The organism is Candidatus Manganitrophaceae bacterium (assembly GCA_016200325.1).
Classification (GTDB): Bacteria; Nitrospirota; Nitrospiria; order SBBL01; family Manganitrophaceae; genus Manganitrophus.
On the sequence record JACQEZ010000020.1, the window covers coordinates 1 to 21,487 of the forward strand.

Genomic DNA, 21,487 nt, shown 5'->3' on the forward strand with positions numbered 1-21,487 from the left:
CGCGGTGCTCTCCCGCGCGTGGTACAAGTTGTGACCGTAAGGGGGGAGCGGGGGGGATCTCCCCCCGGCTGCACGGGGAGGCCGGAGGGGGCCGGGCAGTCGGCCCCCACGGTGGGGGGTGGGGTAAAACCCCACGACCTTAGGCAGTGAGGTCAAGAGCAGTGTGTCTGAATCGACATCCTTCTCCTTTAAGGCCATCCCTCCGTCTTCTCTTCTCCTTGACACACCTTCTCTTCCTCCGCTACCATAGGCGATTATTTTTTACTTTCTTCTTGCGGAGGATTCATGGAGAGTCTTTGGTCGGATCGGGATGCGAAAGGATTGGCGGGGGTCGATCTGGTTGTTTATACCTCCCGGATCATCGGGGCGAATCCCAATTTGGTGTTATGGGGCGGGGGGAATTCGTCGATCAAGGTGGAGGGGACGGATCACACCGGCGCGCCGGTCCGGCTCCTCTGGATCAAAGGGAGCGGATCGGATATGAAGACGATCACCGCCAAACAGTTTACGCCGCTTCGCCTCGACGACCTTCTCCCTTTGATGAAGCGGGAAGCGATGACCGATGAGGAGATGGTCGCCTATCAGATGAAATCGGTTCTGGAGCCGGGCGCTCCGAAACCGTCGATTGAAACCCTCCTGCATGCGTTCCTCCCCTCTCCCCATATCTATCACACCCATGCCGATGCGATCTGCGCCCTGACCGACACGCCCGACAGTCCGGGGGTCGTCGAGGCGGTCTATGGCCAAGGGGTGGCGGTCGTCGATTACATCCGGCCGGGATTTCTCCTGTCGAAATGGGTCGGCGAGGCGTACCAGAAGAATCCGGGGCTCAAGGCGATCATTCTCGATAAGCATGGCCTGATTACCTGGGGCGATACCGCCCGGGAGGCGTATGATCTGACCATTTCGATGGTGACCCAAGCGGAGCGGTATGCGGCGAAGCAGGGACGGGGGAAGTTGGTCTTGGGGGGATTGAAGGTCCCGGCGCTTTCGCATGCAGAACGACATGCGGTGGCAGCCGAAGTCGCGCCGACCCTCCGCGGCGAGGTGAGCCGGAAGAAGCGGATGGTGCTGCAATATGAAGATGCGCCGGCGGTGTTGAAGTTTGCCGGATCGGAGGAGGCGAAGCGGCTGACGCAGATCGGTCCGTTTACCCCCGATCACTTGATGCATACCAAGCCGTGGCCTCTTTTCGTCGACACAAAAAATCCGGGCGATCCCGAGAAGCTCCGGGAGAAGATTCGGAAGGGGGCCGAGGCCTATCGGCAGCGGTATGCCGCCTATTTCGAAAAGTACAAAACCGCCGGGGTAACGATGCTCGATCCGAATCCGCGCGTCGTCCTCATTCCGGGCCTCGGGATGTTCACCACCGGGAAGGACCGCCGGGCGACGCGGATTCCGCGCGATCTCTACGTTCATACGCTGTCGGTGATCCAGGCGGCCTCCGGAATTGACGCGTACCGGTCGATTACGACCCGCGAGATCTGCGATTTTGAATATTGGCCGATGGAGAACTTTAAGCTGACCCTCCTGCCGCCCGAGAAAGAATTTTCCCGAAGGATCGTGCTCGTCACCGGCGGCGCCGGCGGGATCGGGCGGGCGATCGCAACTGCATTTGTAGAGGCGGGGGCGATGGTGGTGCTGACCGACATCGACTTGAAGAAAAGTCAGGCGCTGGTCGATGAAATCAATCAAAAAGCGGGGGAGGCGAACGCAACGGCGGTGGCGATGGATGTGACCGATGAGAAGAGCGTCCGCCGCGGATTCGAGCAGGCGGTCCTTGCTTACGGCGGGCTTGATATCTTCATCTCCAACGCCGGGGTGGCGAAGACCGCTCCGGTCGATCGGCTGTCGCTGGCCGACTGGGAGACGTCGCTCGCCGTCAATGCGACCGGCCATTTTCTCACCTCCCAATCGGCGCTGCGCGTGATGAAGGAGCAGGGGATCGGCGGATCGATCGTCGTCGTGGCAACCAAGAACCTGTTGGCCCCCGGAAAAGACTTCGGCGCCTACTCCGCCTCCAAAGCGGCGCAGGCGCAGCTCGCCCGGATCATGGCAATCGAGAACGCGTCGGCCGGCATTCGGGTGAACATGGTCAACCCCGATGGGGTTTTCGAGAATTCCGGCCTCTGGTCGAAAGAGGTGCGGGAGGAGCGGGCGCGCGCCCACGGCATCCCGGTGGAGCAGGTCGAGGATTTTTACGCCAAGCGAAACCTGCTGCAGACCAAGATCACCGCCCGCGACGTCGCCGAATCGGTCCTCTTCCTCGCCTCCGACCGCGCCGCCAAAACGACCGGCGCGATGATTCCGGTGGATGGGGGGGTACGAGAGGCCTTTCCGAGGTAATTGCTTTCCCGAAGACGCATGATCGGGTCGTGTTGTTGAACATTTCTGAAGGGCAACTCCAAGAACGAAAGCCGCATCGGGAGCCACTGGCCCGTTTGAGTGTCTTCGGCATCGCCTCTCGTTATCCGGGTCGTCGGGCCGATCGCGCGGCCGCAGAAGATTCTATGAAAACGACGAAGATCATTCGTACGATCATGAGGACCCGATTTGGACTGCCGTAAGAGCGAAAGCGGTTTTTCCTCCCTCTTTTTCATCATTAATATCATATATCTTCCCAGATGCTGAACCGTCGGGTGGGACTCTGTGTCGCCTTCTCATTGCTGGTTCCCCCAGAGAAGGTGTTCTGGGTCTACCTTCGTGATCTCAGTCGCTTTTCTCCGTCCAGCCTTACCCATCTGCACTTCCAGATGTCCGAATGAGAGTGCCAAACCTCTAGGGCCCCTTGAACTTTTTTCCGCTTAAGATTATTGTTGCTCGATGGTCTTTTCAGAGGGGAGATAAAGGAGTTATGATGAAAGTGTATCTGAGTCAAAAAGGGATTCGGCGGTGGGGGATCTCGATCCTCGCCTTTTGCTTTATCTCACTACAGCTTCCGGCAAATGCAGCGGCGGGAACGGTTGATGGAATTGTCAAAATCGGCTCGGATCCGGGAGAGGGAGCGGTGGTCTATCTAAAAGCGACCGGCTCAAAACCGGCGCGGGTGCCGCCGAAGCAGGTCACGATTCAACAAGAAGATTTGGAGTTTAAACCCTTTTTCACGGCGGTGCCGGTCGGTTCCACCATCCTCTTTGAGAACAAGGATAACGAGATGCACAATATTCACTCGACGACCCCCGGCAACCGCTTCGACGTCGGCATCCATAATCAAGGGGACACCAAAACGGTTATTTTCGATAAGCCGGGAGCGGTGATGCTTCGGTGCAAGATTCACCCGCAGATGCGGGGGCTGGTTTTCGTTTCACCCTCCCAATATTATGCGGCGGTCGGAAAAGAGGGAAAGTATTCAATCCCAAAGGTGCCGGCCGGCACCTACCAGATCGAGGCGTGGCATCCGCGGCTGACCGGAGAGGAGATCAAGGCGGGGAGCCGGTCGATCACGGTGGGGGCGGAAGCGGTTTCGGTCGATTTCAACTTAACAGGCAAAGCGCCGAAAGAGGCGAATCTGACCGAGGTGCCGGACAAAGATTGGATGGAGGTGTTGAACGAGGTGCGCAGCTCGCTCGATCAGGCGCTCGAAAAATGGAAAGAAGGAAAGAAGACCGGGGCGATGACGAAGGTGATGACGACGCACTCCCGAATTTACGGGGAGTCGGGTCTGCGGAATGCGATCTCCCAGAAATTGGGAAAGGGCCAAGCGGAGGCGCATGACGCCCAATTCAGCGCGCTGGTCCGACAGGTTCAAAGGGACGGCCCGGCCGCCGAGGCAGGAATTCAATCAGAGAAGGAAAAGCTCCTGACGAACCTAAAAGGGGATATTCAGAAGATGAAGTAGGGGCAAAAGCAGGAGGCGGAAATGAGAAGGCAGAAGTCCAGAATAAAATAATAATTCTGAATTCTGGCTTCGGTCTTTTGAATGCTAAGCGGTGGAGGTAGTGATGAGAGTCTTCGTGACGGGTGGATCGGGATATGTTGGAAATGCGGTGGTGGCGGCGCTTTGCCGGGCCGGTCATGCGGTGACGGCGCTGGTAAGGACTCCGGAGAAGGCAAAGCTCGTAGAACGATTCGGCGCCAAGGCGGTGGAGGGGGATATCAAAAAGCCGGGCCCGTTGATTCCGTTGACGGCCGAAGTCGACGCCATCGTCCATACGGCGGCGGAGATGTCTGCCGACGGCGGGAAGATCGACCAGCAGTGGGTCTCGGCGGTGCTCGATCCCCTTTCGCAGTCGAAGGGACGGAGCCGATTTATCTATACCAGCGGGGCTTGGGTGTTGGGAGACACCGGCGGCCGGTTTGTCGATGAGAGCGCCACGACCGATCAGGCGGCGCCGATCGTCGCCTGGCGGCCTGCGGTGGAGCGGATGGTCCTGGAATCGGCCGGACGCGGGGTGACCCCCTGCATCGTCCGCCCCGGGCTGGTCTATGGAGGAGCCGGCGGGCTCTTGGCGATGCTGATGGCCTCCGCCGAAAAGGAGAAGGCGGTTCGGATTGTCGGGGAGGGCCGGAACCATTGGCCGCTCGTCCATCGAGACGATCTTGCCGATCTCTATGTCCGTTGCGTGGAGCGGGCCCCGGCGGGACAGCTCTTCAACGCGACCGACGGCTCCCGGTTGACGCTGCGCGCGATCGCAGAAGCGCTCAGCGCCGCGGCCGGCGGCTACGGCAAGGTGAATACGACCCCGCTGGAGGAGGCGAGAAAACAGATGGGAGCTCTGGCCGACGCGCTGGCGTTGGATCAGGAGGTCTCCGGAACGCGGGCCGAGCAGCTGCTCGGATGGCAGCCGCGCCATCGCTCCCTCGTTGCCGAGGCCGATGCGCTCTATCGGGCGTTCAAGGCAGGGGGGTAGCGCAGCGACGTGCGGAGGCGACGCAATCGAATGCCATGAAGCCCCTTTTTCATCCCCGCTTGGTCCACGATCCGTTCGGCGATCCCGGTCTCTATGTGTCGCTCCTCTTCGAGCGGCGGGGGCTTCTCTTCGACCTGGGAGACCTCCGGCCGCTCTCCGCCCGGATGTTGTTGAAGACCAGCCATGTCTTCATCACCCACGCCCATATGGACCACTTCATCGGCTTCGATCAGATGCTCCGGATTTGTCTCGGCCGGGAGAAGGCGCTCCACCTCTTCGGCCCGCTCGGGATCACCGATCAGGTCTCTCATAAGCTCTCCGGATATACCTGGAACTTGGTCGAGAATTATCCCGCCGACTTTCACGTCATCGTTACCGAGGTCGACGAGCAAGAGCGAAAGACGACCCGTTTCCGAACCCGCTCCGGCTTTCGCCGCGAGGAGACGGTGATCGCCCATTTTTCCGAGGGGGTGTTGGTCGATGAGCCGGGATTCCGTGTGCGATCTGTCCACCTCGATCATAAAATTCCCTCCCTCGGTTATACGCTTGAAGAAAAAGTCCACATCAACATTTTAAAGAACCGATTAGAAGCGCAGGGGCTGCCGGTCGGACCGTGGCTTAAGGAGCTAAAGGATGCAATCTTGCGAAATGAGCCCGACGACCTTCCCTTTCGCATTTGGTGGAAGCGCGACGGCGCCCGAGAGGGTGTTATTGAAGAGTGCCGGCGCCCCCTTGGGGCGCTCAAGCGGGAGATCATCCAAATCGCGCCCGGCCAGAAAATCAGCTATGTGACCGATGTCGTCTACCATTCCGAGAACGCGCGGAGAATTATTGATCTGGTGCGCGGCTCCGACATCCTTTTTATCGAGTCCGCATTCCTCCAAGAAGATGCCGATCGCGCCGCGGAGAAGTACCATCTCACCACCGCCCAGGCGGGGCTGCTCGCCCGCGACGCCGGTGTAAAAGAAGTCGCTCCCTTTCACTTTTCGGCGAAATACAATGGAGAGGGAGAGCGCCACTTCCAAGAGGTGCGGGAGGCATTTAAAGGAAAGGTGAGCGGAAGGATGAATGAGGCGTCGAATCGCGCCGCCGGGGCCGACGACAGCGGCCCAAACGACCCGCTCCCGTTTGAAGATTGACACTGATCACCGTCGAAGATTAAAATCAGCCGATTCCGGGAGGCGAATACCAATAAAGGAGGCGAGGCGATGTCGGAGTTGACGGTGATCGTGCAGGCAAAGGCAAAACCGGGAAAAGAGGCGGCGCTGGAGAAGGCATGGCGGGCGATCATCGCCCCGACCTACAACGAGCCGGGCTGTCTCCGGTATCTGCTTCACCGGGCGGTCGAGGACCCGGCCCTTTTTATCTCTATCGAGCGCTGGGCATCCAAAGAGGCGATCGATCAGCACATGGCCACCCCGCACATTCAAAGCCTGCTGAAGCAGGTGCCTGATTTGGTCGCCGGCGTCCCGCAGATCCAGATCTTCGAATCGCTCTCGGAAGGGCGATCGGAGAAAGGCAAAATCTAATCACTCCTGTCGCTTCCAACCTGCTTCCACAAAGAGGGGTACATACTCTTCCGGGATGAAAAGGCGGTCTTCCATATTCGGGATGGTGTAATAGTTCTGCGGTCGAATGAGAAGGTCGTCGTTTTTGCTCAGATCGATGGCCCACCGCTCGGGCGGCCGTCGCTGAGAGAGAAAGCGAAGCTCGAAGGGGAGGAGCCGGAGCGGATCGTTCGGATCGAAGATTCCGATCTGATTCTGCCGCGCATCCTCGATCCACCTCCGGGCGTCGGCCAGGCTCTTCTCCTTCGTTGCGATTTGATTCGCTTTGCCGGGTGGAATGACGGCCTGGGTGATGCTTCCCTGCCGGCGGAACGGATTGATGTTCGGCCAGATAAAATAGGGGGTAATCAGAGCGGTCTTCAGGAGCCGTTCGTTATAAGTGAGCGGACGCGGCGTCTCCGTTTTCGCCGGTTCGAACCGATTGATGAAGGCCAGCATCCGGCCGTATCGATCCATCACCTCGTGGGAGAAGAACAGAAGAAATTGGAAGGTCTCTTCGGTTTTTCCAAGGGCGGCAACGTCGGCGGTGACCTCCTGCTCGAGCGCCACCTCTGCGGCTGAGGCGAGCCGGTAATGATTCAGCGCCGTGCCGGGTCCGACATGCGATTCGAGATAGGCGCGCAGCCCGGGGTCGAGCGCCGGTTTAAAGCGGGGAAGGCCGGGGTTGAATGGATCGCTTAAGAAGGCCTCCCATTTTGGGTCGGCGAGTCCGGTAAAGGTTTTCTCTCCAGGGAGGGTAAAGCTGATTTCGGGCGCATCGACTCCCAGAAAGCGGACGCCGAAATCGCCGATCGCGCGGGCGCGAATCGTGTCTCCATCATGGACCTCCTGCCCGACATTTCCCGGCACGCCGCGGTAGGTGCCGAGACCGACATGGCCGACGATCAACCCTGAACGGAGCTGCTCGATTGCGTTAGACATCCCTGTCCTCCTCAATGAAATCTTCAGTGATGCTTCAAATGCACGTGTTCATCCGCATTTCAAGAGAGGCATCGCGCATCGATCGAACGTTAATCGAAATCGGGATTCTTTGTCAATCGCCTGAGAGGTTCTCATGACACCGCCATCCATGAAGGGACTGATTATTTCTATCGGAAGCGATCCGGCCGCCGCCACCTTCACCCTCAATCGGCTTTCCCCGGAGGCGCTCTGCTTTTTCGTCTCGGAGGGGCGGCGGGGAGAGACCAATCGGGAGATTATTCCGGTCGATGCCGATGGAGCGCTATCGGCCGCTGTGGGAGTGGGTCCTTAAAATTTCAGAGACTCTGCCGGAGAAAGGAGTGCGATTTCCGAAATTGGCGTTTTAGCCAAACCGGCTCCCGACCGATACGGCATGTCCTGTCTCTTCTAATGGAGGCACGTTGACAAAAAGTGTCATTTTCTTAAGAGGGATGGACATTCTATGCGCCGAACGATAAATCTTAATCGGTCGATGAAATAGAAGTCCTTTTAAAATAAAGTAAATTTCGTTCCGTCCGGATGGCATAGAACCTGCTTTCCCAAGAGTGAACTCAAGTCCTCAATGGTATTCGAGGGAGGTCGGCATGTTTGGGCGGATGAAAAATCAAAAGGGCTTTACATTAATTGAGTTAATGATTGTGGTGGCCATTGTCGGTATCTTGGCTTCGATCGCCATTCCAAGTATGCTGAACTATCAGGCGAGATCGCAACAGGCGGAAGCACGGGCGAATCTCGACGCCATTTTCACCGGGATGATGATCTATTCGACCGAGCATACCGGATATGCCGGGGCGACATTGATCGAGATCGGCTTTGCGACCGAAGGAACCCGCCGGTATTCTTATACATTGACCGGCCTCACCGCGAATACCTTTACCGCCAGAGCGACAGGGATGGCAGGACGTATTACAGGTGACGTTTGGACCATCGATCAGAACAAATCGATCACCGACGTGAATCCATCCTCTTATACTTCCTAAGGTTCGCATCTCACCCGGGATCCATTCTTCAATACAAATCGATCAGGCTCGAAGCAAATAAGGGTGATCCCCTTCGATTCTCCCTGCATCCTCCTGAATCGTTTTTTCGGTCCGCTGTACATGTAATCGTGCTTTCCCTCCTGTGTAAATCACCTATCGTTTGATGCAGCTTTTTTGCAGACCCTTTCCGTATACCGCATTACTCTTCGTCGCCGGGCAAGAAAATCGCTCCGTAGCGGCGAGCGGACGATCCATCTCTTCTGGTCCCATTCTTGCGATTGGATTGATGCATGCAATCCGATTGAATCAATCGGCGATTAGCCTCCGAGCCGTCGACCGGCCGATCGGTTAAGGCGCTTACAGAATTGAGGTTATATCATCGCATGGAAGCGGAGAGGGAGAGCCGTCTCGAAGAACCGTTGGTGAACAATGCGCTCGTGAAACGCTGGGCGTATGCGACGTTGTTCTGGCTCACCCTCTTTCCGATCGACGGCGTACTGGTTTCAATCAAATTTCACAATCCGGAGTTCCTCGGCAACATCGCGTGGCTGTCGTTCGGCCGGCTGAGGCCGATCCATGTGAACGGGGTGATTTTCGGCGCTTTCTCGACCGGATTTTTCACCCTCGTCTATTATTTCGTCCCGAAGATCTGCGGGGTTCGGCTCTACAAAGAAGCGTGGAGCACGATCACCTTCTGGATCTGGAATATCGCCATTGCCCTCGGGACCGTTTCGTTGATGGCCGGATTTAACAAAGGGATCGAAGCAGGAGAATATCCGGTCTGGGTCGGCGTTCTGATCATGATCGCGCTGATCCTCATCACGATCCAGGTGTATGGAACGGTCTTCCGGCGGCGTGAGAAAAGGGTTTATGTCGCCCTCTGGTACACGATGGCGGCGCTGATCTGGACGGCGATGAATTATCCGTTGGGAAACTTCATCCTCCCTTATTGGGTCAACGGTGTGAACAGCGCGGCATTGCATGGCCTTTACATCCACTATGTCGTCGGTCTGTGGATCACGCCGGCCGGGTTGGCATTGATCTACTACTTCCTCCCAAGCGCAGCCCGGAATCCGCTCTATTCGCACAAGCTTTCGCTCATCGGTTTTTGGAGCATCGCGTTTCTCTATCCCTTTCTTGGGATTCATCACTACCTTTATAGCCCGATCGCGGCCTGGACGCAGACGGTCGCCATCGCCTACGGGGTCCTTCTGATCATTCCGGTCTGGACGGTGACGACGAATTTTTTCGGAACGATGTCGGGGAAATGGCACCTGCTGGCCGGCCGTCGCGCCTCCGACTATGCAACGAAGTTCTTCATCGTCGGGGCGATCTTTTACTTCCTCGGCTGCTTTCAAGGTTCGGTCGAAGCGCTTCGGCGGATGCAACAGCTGACCCATTTCAGCGACTTTGTTATTGCCCATTCTCACATGACCGTCTTCGGCACATTTATCCTCTGGGTGACCGGAGGACTTTACTACATCTGGCCGCGGATCACCGGCCGAGAGCTCTGGAGCTGGCGGCTGGCGAGCTGGCATTTCTGGCTGACCGTCATCGGATTTTCCCTGATGGCGGTAGTGCTGACGGCAATGGGGTTTATTCAGGGGGCGATGCTCGAATATGGGGCGAACTTCGTCGACAGCGTTGCGGAGCTAAAGCCCTGGTGGATCGCCCGGACGCTGACCGGGGTGACGATGGACATCGGGTCGGGCCTCTTCTTCTACAATCTCTGGAGAAGCGCGCGAGAAGGAGTCTTGGCCGAATCGGTGCCGGCACCGCAGCGTCCCACCGTGCCGGCACGCGCCCCCTTGCATTCGTCCGGTCCGTTGGAACGCCCCTCGGCGATCATTCTTTTGGCCGGGGTCGCGTTCTTTCTCCTGGCGATCGTTATCCAATGGATCGTTCCGATCGCCTTCCACTCCGAATACCGATTGCCGGTCCGATCGATGAACGGGGTGGAGATTCTCCCGACCGACTATACCCCCCAGGAGCAGCTCGGGCGTCGTGTTTATATTCGAGAGGGATGTTGGTATTGCCATTCGCAATATATCCGTCCCGTCACCGGGGAGGAGAACCGATGGGGGCCGGTCTCCCAGGCGGGGGAGTATACCTATGATATTCCGCATCTCTTCGGAACGCGCCGCATCGGGCCCGATCTGACGCGCATCGGGAGAAAATACGGAGACGATTGGCACATCGCGCATCATTGGGATCCCCGCCAGGTCGTTCCCGACTCGGTCATGCCGTCTTTCCATTGGCTGTATCAAGGGACCGACGCCAACGGCGCGCCGCAGCTGACCGAGGAGGGAAAGGCCCTCGTGGCCTATATTCAAAAGCTCGGAACCCAAATCGGCGATTGGCGGGAGTCGTTTCATCCGACCCAGCTTGCCGCCGGGTCGGCGTTGGCGCCGAATGAAAAAGTGCTCGACATCGGGAAAGAGGTCTACAAGCGCCGCTGCATCGGCTGCCACGGTGAGAAGGGAGACGGAAACGGCGCGTCGGCGCCGTTTTTAAACCCGAAGCCGCGCAATTTTACGCGCGGCTTCTTCAAATTCCGTTCTACGGCGGGGAAAGATTCGCTCCCGCTCGATGCCGACCTTTATCAAACCATCACCCACGGCTTGTGGGGAACGGCAATGCCGCCCTGGTATGAGATCTCGGAGCTGGAGCGGGGAGCGGTAATTCAATACATTAAAACCTTTTCCGACCGATGGCGGAAAGAGGCGGTTTCTCTCCCGGTCGTCATCCCGGCGGAGCCGGCGCCGGATGCGGCGGCCGTCGAGCGGGGAAGGCAGGTCTTTGCGCAGGCGGGGTGCCTCGGCTGCCACGGGGCGGAGGGAAAAGGAGACGGCCCATTGGCGCCGATTCTGCGCGATGTCTGGGGAAATCCGGTCCGGCCGGCGAACTTCACCCTGCCGGCAGGGGCCAAGGGAGGGGTGAAGCTCGGACACGATGCGCGGCACCTCTTCACCGTCGTCATGAACGGCGTCGGAGGGACACCGATGGAAGCCTTCGCCGAACGGCTGACGCTGCAACAGATCTGGGATGTCGTTCACTTCGTTCAGTCGCTTCGACAGAACGCCGGGGAGAAGGAGTTGGAGCGGCTGCGGGCCGGTCCGCCGGTTCAGGCAGCACAACAAAAATGAAGGGAAGATGATGGAGATCACCTGGATCAATTATCTGGTTGGAATGTTGATTTCGATCGCCGCCTGGTTTGTTTTTCTCTGGGCGATACGGGATGGACAGTTCCGTGAGCCGGAAGAGACCGCCCGCCGGATGCTTGAGAACGAGGTCGGCAAGGAGAAGCGCTGATGCGATTTAGAAAAAGCTCTGCCCGAAGAAAAGAGGAGGGACACCGGCTGGTCGAAAAGATCGGCCTGGAGAAGGATCAGCACCTTCACCAAGATTATGAATATGCCTCTGGGATTGTGGAGCGGGTCGGCATCGTTCCCCTCTGGCTGAAGGTCGTTTATCTCTCGCTCATTCTCTGGGCCATTTACTACATTGTCCGCTATTGGTCGGGATGAGCGGGGCGGCGCCGATGACGAAGGGAGCGTTCCGTGAAAGTATTCGTTTATCTTAATTTGATTGTGGGGATCTGGCTGGTCGTCTCGCCTTTCCTCTTCCGGTATACCTACAACACAGCCGAATTTTGGAACAGCGAAGTGGTCGGGATCATGCTGCTCGTGATTACGAGCGTGGTCGGCTTTTCGGTTCCGCGAAGAAAGATCGACGAGCCGCTTTCTCAGGTGGAGCGGCGACGGCGAACCTAATCGGAGATTTCGTAGGGACGGAGAGCGCTAGCGTTTTTCGGGCCGAGAGTGCGGCGGCTGTCCCGGAGGTTCGCGTCTGGGGCGGGATGCATTCTCTTTGACCCCTTTTTTCTCTCGTTGCTCCCGTCGGGCTTTGATCCGCTCCTGAAGCTGTGCGCGCTCTTCCGGGGAGAGATGTTTGACTCGGTCGAATCGCTTTCGTAATTGCGCCTGGCGATCGGGGGGGAGTTTTTGAAAGCGGCGGTAGTTTTCTCGAATCCGTCCCCGCTCTTCAGACGACATCTTGTGGAGCTGTTCGAGATTTTCTTGGACCCGGTGCTGCTCCTCCAGGGAGAGCCGCTTCCACGTTTCATAGTTTTTCAGCACCTGTTGCTGCTCTTGCGGCGAGAGCGTCTCCCACTGTTTGGGAGCGCGGTTGCCCTCCTCCTCCGCTGAAACCGGCGCTCCGAAGAAGAAAATCGCGATCCAGAAGAGAATCAGTAATCTCCAACATCGATTCGATCTCATTTGCTTGCCTCTCCATCCCCCTTCGTCCGTGAGGGGGGGCCTTGCTTCGAGCAGCCGGGGGACGTCTCGGCGCATGCGCTCTTTTTATCGCGAGCCGGCATCTCTTTGAATAAATCGATCTCCTTCAAAAGGGGGAGGTTTTGGAGAAGCTCCAGGTTTTGAATTACCTCCTCCGGGGGTGGCTCTTTGTTTGCTTTTGTCCGGCTGGAATTCGCGGCCGGCGCCTCTGAACGCGTTTTTGGAGCAGCGCTCTCCTCCGCCCCCGCGGGGGTGAAGAAGAGCGAGAGAAGCAGTCCCAGAAATAGCGCAATCGCCTGTCGCATCACTCGACCGTCCGCTCCGTCTCCAGACCGGTGTCGCTCTCCTCCAGCGCATCCATTTCCTCCAACAGGGTCAGGTTTTCGAACATCCCCAAATTTTGAACCAGGTCGAGCGTCTCCGCCGCCTCCGGGTGTTCGACGACCGGGACGAGGCGCTGGGTCGAATGCGGTTTGGGGGTGAGCCAGAGTGCCACCGCCCCGACGAGCAGCAGTCCCATCATGGCCACGAACGCCGGACGCGATGTCCATTCAAATCGCCCAAATCGCTTGGCAAACCGGTTTCGCTTTTCGGGGATCCGCCCCCTCAGCGTCCGCCGGTAGTCCTGCCAGAAAGAAGGGGGAGGGTCGACCCGGGAGGCCTCGCGGATCTGTTCCTGCCACTGCCGGAGCCGGTCGGCCGCCGCCGAGCAGCCCGGACAGGTTGAGAGATGCGCAGAAATTTCATCGCGCCGCGGTGGGGGGAGCGCTCCGTAAAGATAGAGGGGAAGCGCTTCGCGGTGCTGATTACAGCGGTCGTCGATCATGGCCGTCGCTCATTCATTTAAAGTCCGATAACCTCTCTCGCAGCATCCGGACCGCGCGGAAGAGATGGGTCTTGACCGTTCCTTCCGAGGTGCCCAAAATTTCGGCAATCTCCGATGTCAAAAGATCATGATTGTTGCGAAGGAGAAAGACGGCCCGCTGCTGGGGCGAGAGGGTGGTGAGCGCCGCACGCAGCGCCAGGCGGAATTCTTTATCCACCAGGCCTCGTTCCGGATTTCCGAAGCCGCGCTCCTCGGCGACCTCCGGAAGAGCGTCTTCAGCGCCGCCGTCATCGGTTTCCTTTCCCGAAAAAAAGCGAAAAAACCGATTGCGAAGAGAGCGACGCCGAAGGTGGTCGAGGCAAAGATTGACCAAGATGCGGTAGAACCAGGTATAGAACCGCGATGCGCCGCGGAAGGAGTCGATCCCTTCGTAGATCCGAATAAAGGCTTCTTGGGAGAGATCCCTGGCATCTTCCTGATGACCCACCATCTGATACGCGATCCCATACGCCTGCCGTTGATAACGCTCAACCAACAGGTCGAAGGCCGCCGAATCTCCTCCCTTCAGCCGGATAATTAAATCTTCATCCGAGATCAATTCCCTCTCTTTCCCTCGTAACGGCGCCGGCGCTGGCCGCCGGGATATACCATCTCGGAGAGAATAAACGGGCGGGATGCCTCTTGTCAATTCGAATAGGCTTGGAGCGGATCGGGTCAAAGAGAGGGACATTTCTTTTCCTCCTGGATGATTAGACGGGTGTTTCCGGAAAAGGTTGACAGGCCGTCAACCTTTTCCGAAGCGGGGCGTCTAACCCTCATGCCGCCATGGTCGGCGGGTTTTTCCGAAATAAAGGAGGTTCTGATGGTGAATTCTGTTCTGAAAGGACAAAAAGGGTTTTTACTCACCCTGCTTCTTCTCTGTGAAATGCTCTTTCTGGCGGCCTGTGGGAGCGGATCGGGCAATGGAAGCGTCTCTCCTTCTTCCCAGGCGACCGGCCCTGATTTAAACAAGGGAACCTTGGCGGTTTCGTTGACCGATGCCTCCGGATGTGATTTCGACGGCGTTTTCGTCACAATTCAGAAGCTCCGCGTCCATGAGAACCCGTCGGCGGCGGCGCACGACGGCGGATGGATTGAGATTCCCCTTCCGAACGGTCCGCAGCAGATCAACCTTTTGACGCTGCAAAACGGCGTGATGACCGACCTCGGACTGGCGCCGCTCCCAGCGGGACATTATACCCAGGTGCGTCTTCTCCTCGTCCCAAATGACAGCGACACCCCCCCCTTTAAAAATTACGTGACGGTCGACGGCCAGGCCTCTCCCCTCAACATCCCGGCCGGATTTACCGATGGAATCAGGCTCGGTCATGAATTTGAAATTAAGACGGGCGAGAAGGAGGAGCTGATTGTCGACTTCGATGCCTGCCGGTCGATTCTCAAAGCGAAGGACGGCAGCTATTTCCTCCGGCCGAATGTTTTGATCGTCAAAAGATCGGCGGCCGGGAGAATCGTCGGGGCGGTCGATGCGACCTCCTCCGGGGCGATCGTCAAGGCGGAGATTAATGGATATGTTTACAAGCAGACCCGGATCAAGCCGGACGGTACGTTCATTCTATATCCGCTGCCGAACAGCGACATGGTCAAAACCCTCTATCCGCAAGACACCGCGGGGACCTATGATGTGGTGATCGCCTCCGAGGTGACGGCGACCGTGTTGACCACCGGGGTTCCGGTGGCAGCGAAAGGGGAGACTGCCCTCAGCACGACGACGCAGCCGATCGCGCTGCCGCTCTCGGCGGTCGCCGTGTTGAACGGCCATATCAATCCGACGAGCGCCGATGCCCGTGTCCGTCAGACGATCAACGGAAAGCCGTACCAGGTCAATCGGCATGCCGTCGACCTGACCGACGGCTCTTTCATCTTCAGCCTCTCCGCCGACGCGCCCTGGTATGGGACCTATGCCACGACCGTTCCGGTCAGCTATCAGAAAGAGCTGTCGGCGGCGGCCCAGTATCTCGTCGACACGCCGAACGATGATGGCCTCTATAAGGTGAGCAGTCGCACGGTGACCCTTTCAAAGGATGCGCCGACGGCGGTCGAGTTTACCGGCTCCGCCAGCCTGCAGCCGGCGTCGGGGACGGCGGGGAAGGTGACCGGCAATATCACAGTGGCCGATCTGCCGACCGGGTTTACCTCCGGTACCGTTTTGGTGAGCGCCACGATCGGCCATGAGAATGTGAACTCGGTCGGTGTCGATGTCGACAAAACGGGAGCCGTTTCATTTACTCTCGATGACCTGGCGCCGGGAACGTATACCATCGCCATTCTCTCCGCAAAGGGATTTCCCCACCTCTCACCGAAGGGTATTGAGATCGTCGTCCCATCAACCGGCGGAACCTTTATGAACGCCGACTTCTCCCTCTCTCATCATTGACCTTCAGGGGCGGGGTTCATTCGAATCCCGCCCTTCTTTCTCCGATCTTCCTTCCCTCTTAAACACTTTCTTCAAGAGCATCAGGAAAACCATTCCGAGGAGCAAGGGGATCTCGGCTGCCTGGTTCAGGCTTCGAGGGTTCCTATTCGATCCGTTCGTGACCGCGCATCCTCCGCCGTTGGCGGCACTTTGATTTTGCGGCAGTTCGTCCGGGCCGGTCGAAAGGGGGGGAGAAGAAGGGGTTGAAATCGAAGAGACCGGAGCGGGAATGTCGGCTACCGGAGCAGGGATGTCGGATGCAGGGGTGGTGAAGAGGGTGTTGGCGGAGATCGCAAGGTTCCCGGAGCGATCGGCACTTTTTACCTGGTAATAATAGGTGGTCGATGGGGTCAGGCCGAGTAAGGTTGCGCTGTGCTCCGTCGAAAGAGCGGTATTGGGTGCCGATGTAGAACCATACGAGGCGGTGGTGCCATACTCTACCTGGGTGGTCGCCGTCTCGTTGGTGTTCCAAGTAATAGAGGCGCTGCTGCTGGTGAGATCGATTAAAGTGAGGCCTGAGAGAAGGGGCGGCGTGGCATCGCCGACGGGGGAAGGGGGCGTCTCGGCGGAAGTGGTAAAGGTGTGATCCGCTGAGGTGGCCCGATTTCCCGCCGCATCTCGGCTGAGAACCCTAAAATGGTATGTCGTCGAAGGGATCAGGTTTTTTAGAATCTGGCTGTGGGCCAGTCCCAATGAGGCGGCGATCGGGGTGGATAATCGATAGGAAGCGGTTGTGCCGTATTGAACCTGGCCGTCGGACGGTTTGTCAGTTATCCAAGCGATTGTCGTGCTACTGCCGGAGGTATTGCTGGTCCGGATGCTGAGAATGATCGGCGCCGGCTCCAAAAACGTTTTGCTGATCTCGTTTGAAAACGAACTCTCCGCCGCGGAGGCGGTATAAGCGGTGAGGGCAAAGTAGTATGTTCCCGATCCGAGCCCGCTGACCGTGTAGCTATTCTGCTTGCCGATGATAATCGGTGTTCCATAACTCCGCGACGCCGACCCATAATACACTTTATATCCGGCGAGGTTCGGATCGGTATCACTGTCCCAAGATAAAGTCGCATTGAATGCAAAGACGGGAGAGGTCCGGCCGAGCAATGACACCGTAAGCAGGGTGAAAATAAAAAGGATGAGAAAGGGAATTACCGTTTTTGTCCGAGATTGCATCGCCGCAGAGTCTCCACACACAAAAAAGCCGCCAAAAGGAATTTCCTTCGGCGGCTTGGCGGGCATGGCTTGTCGGCTTTAGCCCCGTGGCTCTGCGTCCCCATCTTTCGACAGGTTTGCTCTGAATCAAAGGATGAGAAAGTATTTCTCGGAAATGCGATTTTATTTTTTAGATCTTTCACGCGGCGCCGGTTGACCGGCGCCGATTTCCAAACATCCAACGAAATTTAGCACGGTTAAAAAATCGATGTCAACTAAATTGCATTCTCCCTTGAACGAGACTTGTAAGGGGCGAGGCGCTTCATTTAGACTGGGCTGAAAGACCCGACAGGCGGGTCATACCGATCTCATTCACAGCGGAGGATTCCAACATGGAAGACGGAAAGGTGTTAAATCACATCGATACGCTTGCAAAAGAAGAGCACCACCTCTATTCAAAGGAGAATCTGAGCGACGATGAGGTGAAGCGCCTTCAGAAGATCACGGTGGAATTGGATCAATGCTGGGACCTGCTGCGGCAAAGACGCGGCCTCCGCGATGCGCAGGCGAATCCCGATGTCGCCAAGGTCCGTCCGGCAAAAGTGGTCGAAAATTACGAACAGTAACCCTGTCCCGGGGCTTCCCGAGGTTTGAATCGAGATTGGGTTTCACAATCGCAGGTCCGGATTGCCGACGACAGAGGAGAGAAGATGGACGAGGAGAAGCTTCGCCTGATGGCAAAAGATTTGAGGAAAGATTTTCCGAGAAGTCCCCACGCGATGCTCGGAGGGTATGTCATTGCGGCCCGGGCGCTCGACAAATGCCGGGCGTTCCTTTTAGGGATGAATGGGGAGTACAACTACTGGCCCTGTTCCCTGTCGAGCCAATTATATGCATTCACCGGACTCGGTCCGGAGCCGGTCAAAGCATTCGTCGCGACCGGGGCGACCGATGCGGAGTTTGCCGACTGGTTGGTTGCAAAGTCGAAAGTGAAGGATCGGATGGAGATTATCCGGTGGAATAATAAAATGCGCGCGTTGAGGCTCTGCGATTTGGAGGACCATGCCCAGGAATATCTGGAAGCGTATATCGAAACATATGTCCCGAAACACCGCCCCGTCTATATCTGGTTCGATGTCTACGATTTAGAAGAAGATCGATTCTAATAAGGGAGGGGATGAGATGAATGCGAAGCAAAATCAGAGGAAGCTGGCGGTGCCGGTCGGCCCCCGGGACCATATTCAGGGCCTGGAGACGGCGCCGATTACGCTGGTCGAATATGGTGATTTTGAATGTCCCCACAGCCAGCGGGCCGTCGACATCGTTCAGGAGATCCAGGCGCGGCTCGGCGACCGGGTCCGATTTGTCTTTCGGCATTTTCCGCTCACCCAGAAGCATCCGCATGCGCAGCAGGCGTCCGAGGCGGCCGAAGCGGCCGCAGCCCAGGGAAAGTTCTGGGAAATGTATCAAATGCTCTTTGAGAATCAATATGCGCTCGATGAGGAAGACCTGGTCTCTTACGCCGAGGCGCTCGATCTCGATCCCGATCACTTTGAACGGGAGCTCGAGGGGCATGTCCATGCCGAGCGGGTGAAAGAAGATGTGCGAAGCGGTCTGGACAGCGGTGCGACCGGGACCCCCGAATTTTACGTGAATGGGCTCCTCCACAGCGGAGACTATGATATCGAGTCGCTCTGGGGAACGATCCAGCGAACCGGCCTGGTGTGAAAGGATTCGGCCGGTCCGAGGGAATCGATATCGCCGGCCGGATCAACGCGTTAACGGTCGATCCGTCGGCTGAGGGAACCGACATACTGCAGGTAAGCGGTGAGGAGCGCTCCCAGCCGATCTCGATTTTTCGGATCGATAAATCGATCCGACGGGTCGAACGCCTCGCGGGCGAGGGGAAGCGCAAACACCTCCGGGTAGACGTAAGCGCCGATCGCCTCGAACGGCACCCGCGTATGCCAAAGCCCCCGCACGGCACCGAATCGGCCGGGCGAAGTCCCCAGCAATAAAACCGGTTTTCCTTCCAAGGGATCGGGGTCATTCCTCGACGACCAATCGATCGCGTTCTTCAGGGTGCCGGGTATCCCTCCATTGTATTCCGGTGTGGCGATGACGAGACCGTCCGCCCCTTGAATACGCCGGATGAATTCTCTTCCCCCGGCCGGGATGCCGCTCCGCTCCTCCAAATCGCCATCAAAAATCGGCATTTCAAATTCGCGGTAGTCGGCATGATCCAACACCAGATCCGAATGGAATCGGAGCAGCGCCGCCGCTTCCTTGATCAGCTTGCGGTTGTATGATCCCTGCCTCAGAGAGGCGGCAAAGGCCAAAATTTTCACAGATCACTCCGGATGAATGATGGTCGGCTCACCGATCTCCGCCGATCGCTTCCGCCCTCAGTCGAGTCCATCCTCGCTTTTGATAAATTCACAGCTCCCGTTGAGAACCCACCCGTCGGAGAGGCGCAGCGCCTCTTGCGCGAGCTCCTCCGCCCGCTGTTGAATGACCTGGGCACGGGATTTCAGACTGTCACACTGGAACCGGAGCGTCGGGTCGATATGGAGCAATTTAAATCGTTGAAAAGCGGCCGCCTGATCGGGAGAGGGAGCCCCCTTCCCACGGGTTGAAACGTCCCAGGACGAAAAAATAAATCCTTCTTTGCTGACGATCAGCCCGATGCCGTTTCCATGTCCCACGCACGATTCAATGAACGCCATCGAGACGGTCTCCCTCCAATCCGGGGCCAATTCGATCGGCGGCGTCCTCTGGCGCTCGGCGACGTCGAGCGCCGAGTGGAATTCCTGATCTTGAATCGTGATCTGTATCAGGAGATCTTGCTTCGAGCGCTCATAATCGGAGAAATGATGGACCAGGTCATGACTCATCTCCTCCGGCCAGAGCAAGCGCGATGGATCGGCCCCGGCCCGGCCTTTTGTCATCTGTGCGATATGCGCCTCTGTCGAAATGAGCCCGGCGATTTCTTGAAGATTCAGCGCCTCCTGTCGGAGCACCGGCCGAAGTTGCCGATAGTGTTGATCGCGCAACGCGATCAAGCGGTCATCTCGGTCTCGTTTGAGGCCATACCAATTGGTTAAGATCACTGAGAAAAGGACTGCAACCACCCCGCTGGCGGCAAGGGCTGCAAACCGCGGTCGGGACCGCTGAAAATAGCGCTCCGGAAGAAACCGAAAAAGGCCCAGGACGGAACCAACTGCAAAGAGGAGCATCAACAGGGTCACTGCGAGTAGGTGCTGGATGATCCAGGCCATAATTTAATGTCTACTTTAATATCTACGATGAAAGTAAAGAGAGAGAGTGCCTTGGATTAAAAGGCGGTTCCCTAGTATTGGGGAGATAACAGAAGGGCTCCCCTAAAGTCAAGGAAAAGGAGGTCCGGGTCTCCTCACGACCGCACCGGTCGGCTCGGCCAGGATGGGATGTCGCTCAAAGGGGACCGTTCCGGCGATCAGGCCGATTTCAATACCCGGCGGACACCATAGGCTTTCTCATTAAAAATGCGCATCGCTTCGTCCAGACCAAGCCCTTTGATCTCAATCCGTTTGAGGTCGCCCTCGCCGAGGCCCAGTTTGATCGCCTGGCGAAGGTATTCCACGCCGAGGGTAGAGAAGCCGAGGAGCGAGGCGCAGACCGTATCGACCGCGACCGGGTCGACGCCGGCGACGACCAGTCCGGTTTCGATGGCGACCCCGCCGGTCGGCCCGGTGGCGATCATCGCCGGATGTCCCGTCACGATGCCGAGGTGGGGACGAAAGCGCTGGAGCATTCCGGCGATAAAGGCGTTTTTGTCCTCCACCATTCCGCTCCGTCCGTATTTGTTCCCCATTCTGGGGTGGCCGTAATAGTCGGCCGCGGGCCAGCTCATCGCGATGTTTTTGATGGCGCCGACGATCACCGACTGGGAGTGGACCTTCAGCTGGCTCAAGGAGATGACCGTTTCATAACGGAGCACCCCTTCATGGACGACCACCTCTCGCATCGGCCCATAATCGAGCGGAATCGTTGCAAACGGCGGCTTGTTGTGGTCGACGAAAGCGACCCCCTCGCGTTCAACCACCGCCATCATCCCGCTGGCCCGGAAGACCGCCTCGGTTTCCAAAGCGCCGGAGCCGCCTGAGACGATGAGCTCGCGCGGCTGGAACCGCTTTACATATCGGATCACCGCTTCCAAGGTGTCGGGTTGGGTGACGGCGGAGGTGTCGTCGTCGGTCGCCATGGTGTCGTTCGGATGGATGGCGACGATCTTGTCCCGAAGGATCGACTCGACCGGAATGAATCCGAGCGCCTCTTCGATCGCTCGCCCGATCTCGGCATGCGCTGTCAGTGCAACCGCCGCCATTTTCAGATCCCTCCTTA

At 57.8% G+C, this 21,487-nt stretch carries 25 protein-coding genes and 1 riboswitch; of the genes, 16 read left to right on the top strand and 9 right to left on the bottom strand.

Annotation, left to right across the window (positions count from 1 at the left end; translation table 11 throughout):
• Window positions 1-285 precede the first annotated feature (285 nt).
• From rhaD to HY282_17165, 6 genes are all read left to right on the top strand, one after another.
• Window positions 286-2,346 carry a bifunctional rhamnulose-1-phosphate aldolase/short-chain dehydrogenase gene (rhaD, locus tag HY282_17140; protein MBI3805476.1) on the top strand — a complete coding sequence of 687 codons (2,061 nt, stop codon included), beginning with the start codon at window positions 286-288 and terminating at the stop codon, window positions 2,344-2,346.
• A gap of 35 nt (window positions 2,347-2,381) precedes the next feature.
• Window positions 2,382-2,567, top strand: coding sequence for a hypothetical protein (locus HY282_17145; protein MBI3805477.1), 186 nt, complete (start codon window positions 2,382-2,384; stop codon window positions 2,565-2,567).
• 287 nt (window positions 2,568-2,854) lie between these two features.
• A complete protein-coding gene (locus tag HY282_17150) occupies window positions 2,855-3,838 on the top strand; it encodes a hypothetical protein (GenBank protein MBI3805478.1) in 984 nt (327 codons plus the stop codon).
• A gap of 103 nt (window positions 3,839-3,941) precedes the next feature.
• On the top strand, window positions 3,942-4,850 hold the full coding sequence (locus HY282_17155) for an NAD-dependent epimerase/dehydratase family protein (protein ID MBI3805479.1): 909 nt from the start codon (window positions 3,942-3,944) through the stop codon (window positions 4,848-4,850).
• 35 nt (window positions 4,851-4,885) lie between these two features.
• Window positions 4,886-5,989: a ribonuclease Z gene (locus tag HY282_17160; GenBank protein MBI3805480.1), complete on the top strand. Its 1,104-nt coding sequence runs from the start codon at window positions 4,886-4,888 to the stop codon at window positions 5,987-5,989.
• A 69-nt stretch (window positions 5,990-6,058) separates the two neighbouring features.
• Window positions 6,059-6,379 carry an antibiotic biosynthesis monooxygenase gene (locus tag HY282_17165; protein MBI3805481.1) on the top strand — a complete coding sequence of 107 codons (321 nt, stop codon included), beginning with the start codon at window positions 6,059-6,061 and terminating at the stop codon, window positions 6,377-6,379.
• Here HY282_17165 and HY282_17170 read toward each other — a convergent pair whose 3' ends face one another.
• Complete coding sequence (locus HY282_17170) at window positions 6,380-7,339, bottom strand: hypothetical protein (protein MBI3805482.1); 960 nt, start codon at window positions 7,337-7,339, stop codon at window positions 6,380-6,382.
• Window positions 7,340-7,472: 133 nt separating this feature from the next.
• On the opposite strand from HY282_17170, the gene HY282_17175 reads away from it, so the two are divergent.
• The 6 genes from HY282_17175 (at window position 7,473) to HY282_17200 (ending at window position 12,131) form a co-directional block, all read left to right on the top strand.
• Complete coding sequence (locus tag HY282_17175; protein MBI3805483.1) at window positions 7,473-7,670, top strand: hypothetical protein; 198 nt, start codon at window positions 7,473-7,475, stop codon at window positions 7,668-7,670.
• A gap of 304 nt (window positions 7,671-7,974) precedes the next feature.
• Complete coding sequence (locus HY282_17180; GenBank protein MBI3805484.1) at window positions 7,975-8,358, top strand: prepilin-type N-terminal cleavage/methylation domain-containing protein; 384 nt, start codon at window positions 7,975-7,977, stop codon at window positions 8,356-8,358.
• Window positions 8,359-8,741: 383 nt separating this feature from the next.
• The gene (locus HY282_17185) at window positions 8,742-11,504 is read left to right on the top strand and encodes a cbb3-type cytochrome c oxidase subunit I (protein ID MBI3805485.1); all 2,763 of its coding nucleotides are present in this window, start codon (window positions 8,742-8,744) and stop codon (window positions 11,502-11,504) included.
• A 7-nt stretch (window positions 11,505-11,511) separates the two neighbouring features.
• Complete coding sequence (locus HY282_17190) at window positions 11,512-11,670, top strand: cbb3-type cytochrome oxidase assembly protein (GenBank protein MBI3805486.1); 159 nt, start codon at window positions 11,512-11,514, stop codon at window positions 11,668-11,670.
• Complete coding sequence (locus HY282_17195; protein ID MBI3805487.1) at window positions 11,670-11,885, top strand: hypothetical protein; 216 nt, start codon at window positions 11,670-11,672, stop codon at window positions 11,883-11,885. Before HY282_17190 ends, HY282_17195 begins: the two co-directional genes overlap by 1 nt.
• A 33-nt stretch (window positions 11,886-11,918) precedes the next feature.
• A complete protein-coding gene (locus tag HY282_17200; GenBank protein MBI3805488.1) occupies window positions 11,919-12,131 on the top strand; it encodes an SPW repeat protein in 213 nt (70 codons plus the stop codon).
• A gap of 27 nt (window positions 12,132-12,158) precedes the next feature.
• Here the strand turns inward: HY282_17200 and HY282_17205 are convergent, their stop codons facing one another.
• From HY282_17205 to HY282_17220, 4 genes are read right to left on the bottom strand one after another with little or no spacing between them, the layout of a single operon-like run.
• A complete protein-coding gene (locus tag HY282_17205) occupies window positions 12,159-12,638 on the bottom strand; it encodes a DUF3106 domain-containing protein (protein ID MBI3805489.1) in 480 nt (159 codons plus the stop codon).
• Window positions 12,635-12,961, bottom strand: coding sequence for a hypothetical protein (locus tag HY282_17210; protein ID MBI3805490.1), 327 nt, complete (start codon window positions 12,959-12,961; stop codon window positions 12,635-12,637). The genes HY282_17205 and HY282_17210 overlap by 4 nt, the downstream gene beginning before the upstream one ends.
• The gene (locus HY282_17215) at window positions 12,961-13,482 is read right to left on the bottom strand and encodes a zf-HC2 domain-containing protein (GenBank protein ID MBI3805491.1); all 522 of its coding nucleotides are present in this window, start codon (window positions 13,480-13,482) and stop codon (window positions 12,961-12,963) included. Before HY282_17215 ends, HY282_17210 begins: the two co-directional genes overlap by 1 nt.
• Before the next feature lie 13 nt (window positions 13,483-13,495).
• On the bottom strand, window positions 13,496-14,080 hold the full coding sequence (locus HY282_17220; GenBank protein MBI3805492.1) for a sigma-70 family RNA polymerase sigma factor: 585 nt from the start codon (window positions 14,078-14,080) through the stop codon (window positions 13,496-13,498).
• Window positions 14,081-14,344: 264 nt separating this feature from the next.
• Here HY282_17220 and HY282_17225 point away from each other — a divergent pair, with 264 nt between their 5' ends.
• Entirely contained in the window at window positions 14,345-15,916 is a 1,572-nt protein-coding gene (locus HY282_17225; protein ID MBI3805493.1) for a DUF4382 domain-containing protein, read from the top strand.
• A 3-nt stretch (window positions 15,917-15,919) separates the two neighbouring features.
• Here the strand turns inward: HY282_17225 and HY282_17230 are convergent, their stop codons facing one another.
• Complete coding sequence (locus HY282_17230) at window positions 15,920-17,125, bottom strand: fibronectin type III domain-containing protein (GenBank protein MBI3805494.1); 1,206 nt, start codon at window positions 17,123-17,125, stop codon at window positions 15,920-15,922.
• A gap of 46 nt (window positions 17,126-17,171) precedes the next feature.
• Window positions 17,172-17,256, bottom strand: a riboswitch (cyclic di-GMP riboswitch).
• A 240-nt stretch (window positions 17,257-17,496) separates the two neighbouring features.
• Between HY282_17230 and HY282_17235 the strand changes: the two genes are divergently transcribed.
• From HY282_17235 to HY282_17245, 3 genes are all read left to right on the top strand, one after another.
• Window positions 17,497-17,730, top strand: a complete 234-nt coding sequence (locus HY282_17235; GenBank protein MBI3805495.1) for a DUF2630 family protein — start codon at window positions 17,497-17,499, stop codon at window positions 17,728-17,730.
• Window positions 17,731-17,814: 84 nt separating this feature from the next.
• On the top strand, window positions 17,815-18,270 hold the full coding sequence (locus HY282_17240; GenBank protein ID MBI3805496.1) for a DUF5069 domain-containing protein: 456 nt from the start codon (window positions 17,815-17,817) through the stop codon (window positions 18,268-18,270).
• A 16-nt stretch (window positions 18,271-18,286) separates the two neighbouring features.
• Window positions 18,287-18,832, top strand: coding sequence for a DsbA family protein (locus HY282_17245; protein ID MBI3805497.1), 546 nt, complete (start codon window positions 18,287-18,289; stop codon window positions 18,830-18,832).
• Window positions 18,833-18,882: 50 nt separating this feature from the next.
• On the opposite strand, the gene HY282_17250 is transcribed toward HY282_17245, so the two are convergent.
• The 3 genes from HY282_17250 to HY282_17260 form a co-directional block, all read right to left on the bottom strand.
• The gene (locus HY282_17250; protein MBI3805498.1) at window positions 18,883-19,452 is read right to left on the bottom strand and encodes an NAD(P)H-dependent oxidoreductase; all 570 of its coding nucleotides are present in this window, start codon (window positions 19,450-19,452) and stop codon (window positions 18,883-18,885) included.
• Window positions 19,453-19,509: 57 nt separating this feature from the next.
• Window positions 19,510-20,382 carry a hypothetical protein gene (locus HY282_17255; protein MBI3805499.1) on the bottom strand — a complete coding sequence of 291 codons (873 nt, stop codon included), beginning with the start codon at window positions 20,380-20,382 and terminating at the stop codon, window positions 19,510-19,512.
• A 197-nt stretch (window positions 20,383-20,579) separates the two neighbouring features.
• Entirely contained in the window at window positions 20,580-21,470 is an 891-nt protein-coding gene (locus tag HY282_17260) for a DUF362 domain-containing protein (GenBank protein ID MBI3805500.1), read from the bottom strand.
• Between the last annotated feature and the right edge of the window lie 17 nt (window positions 21,471-21,487).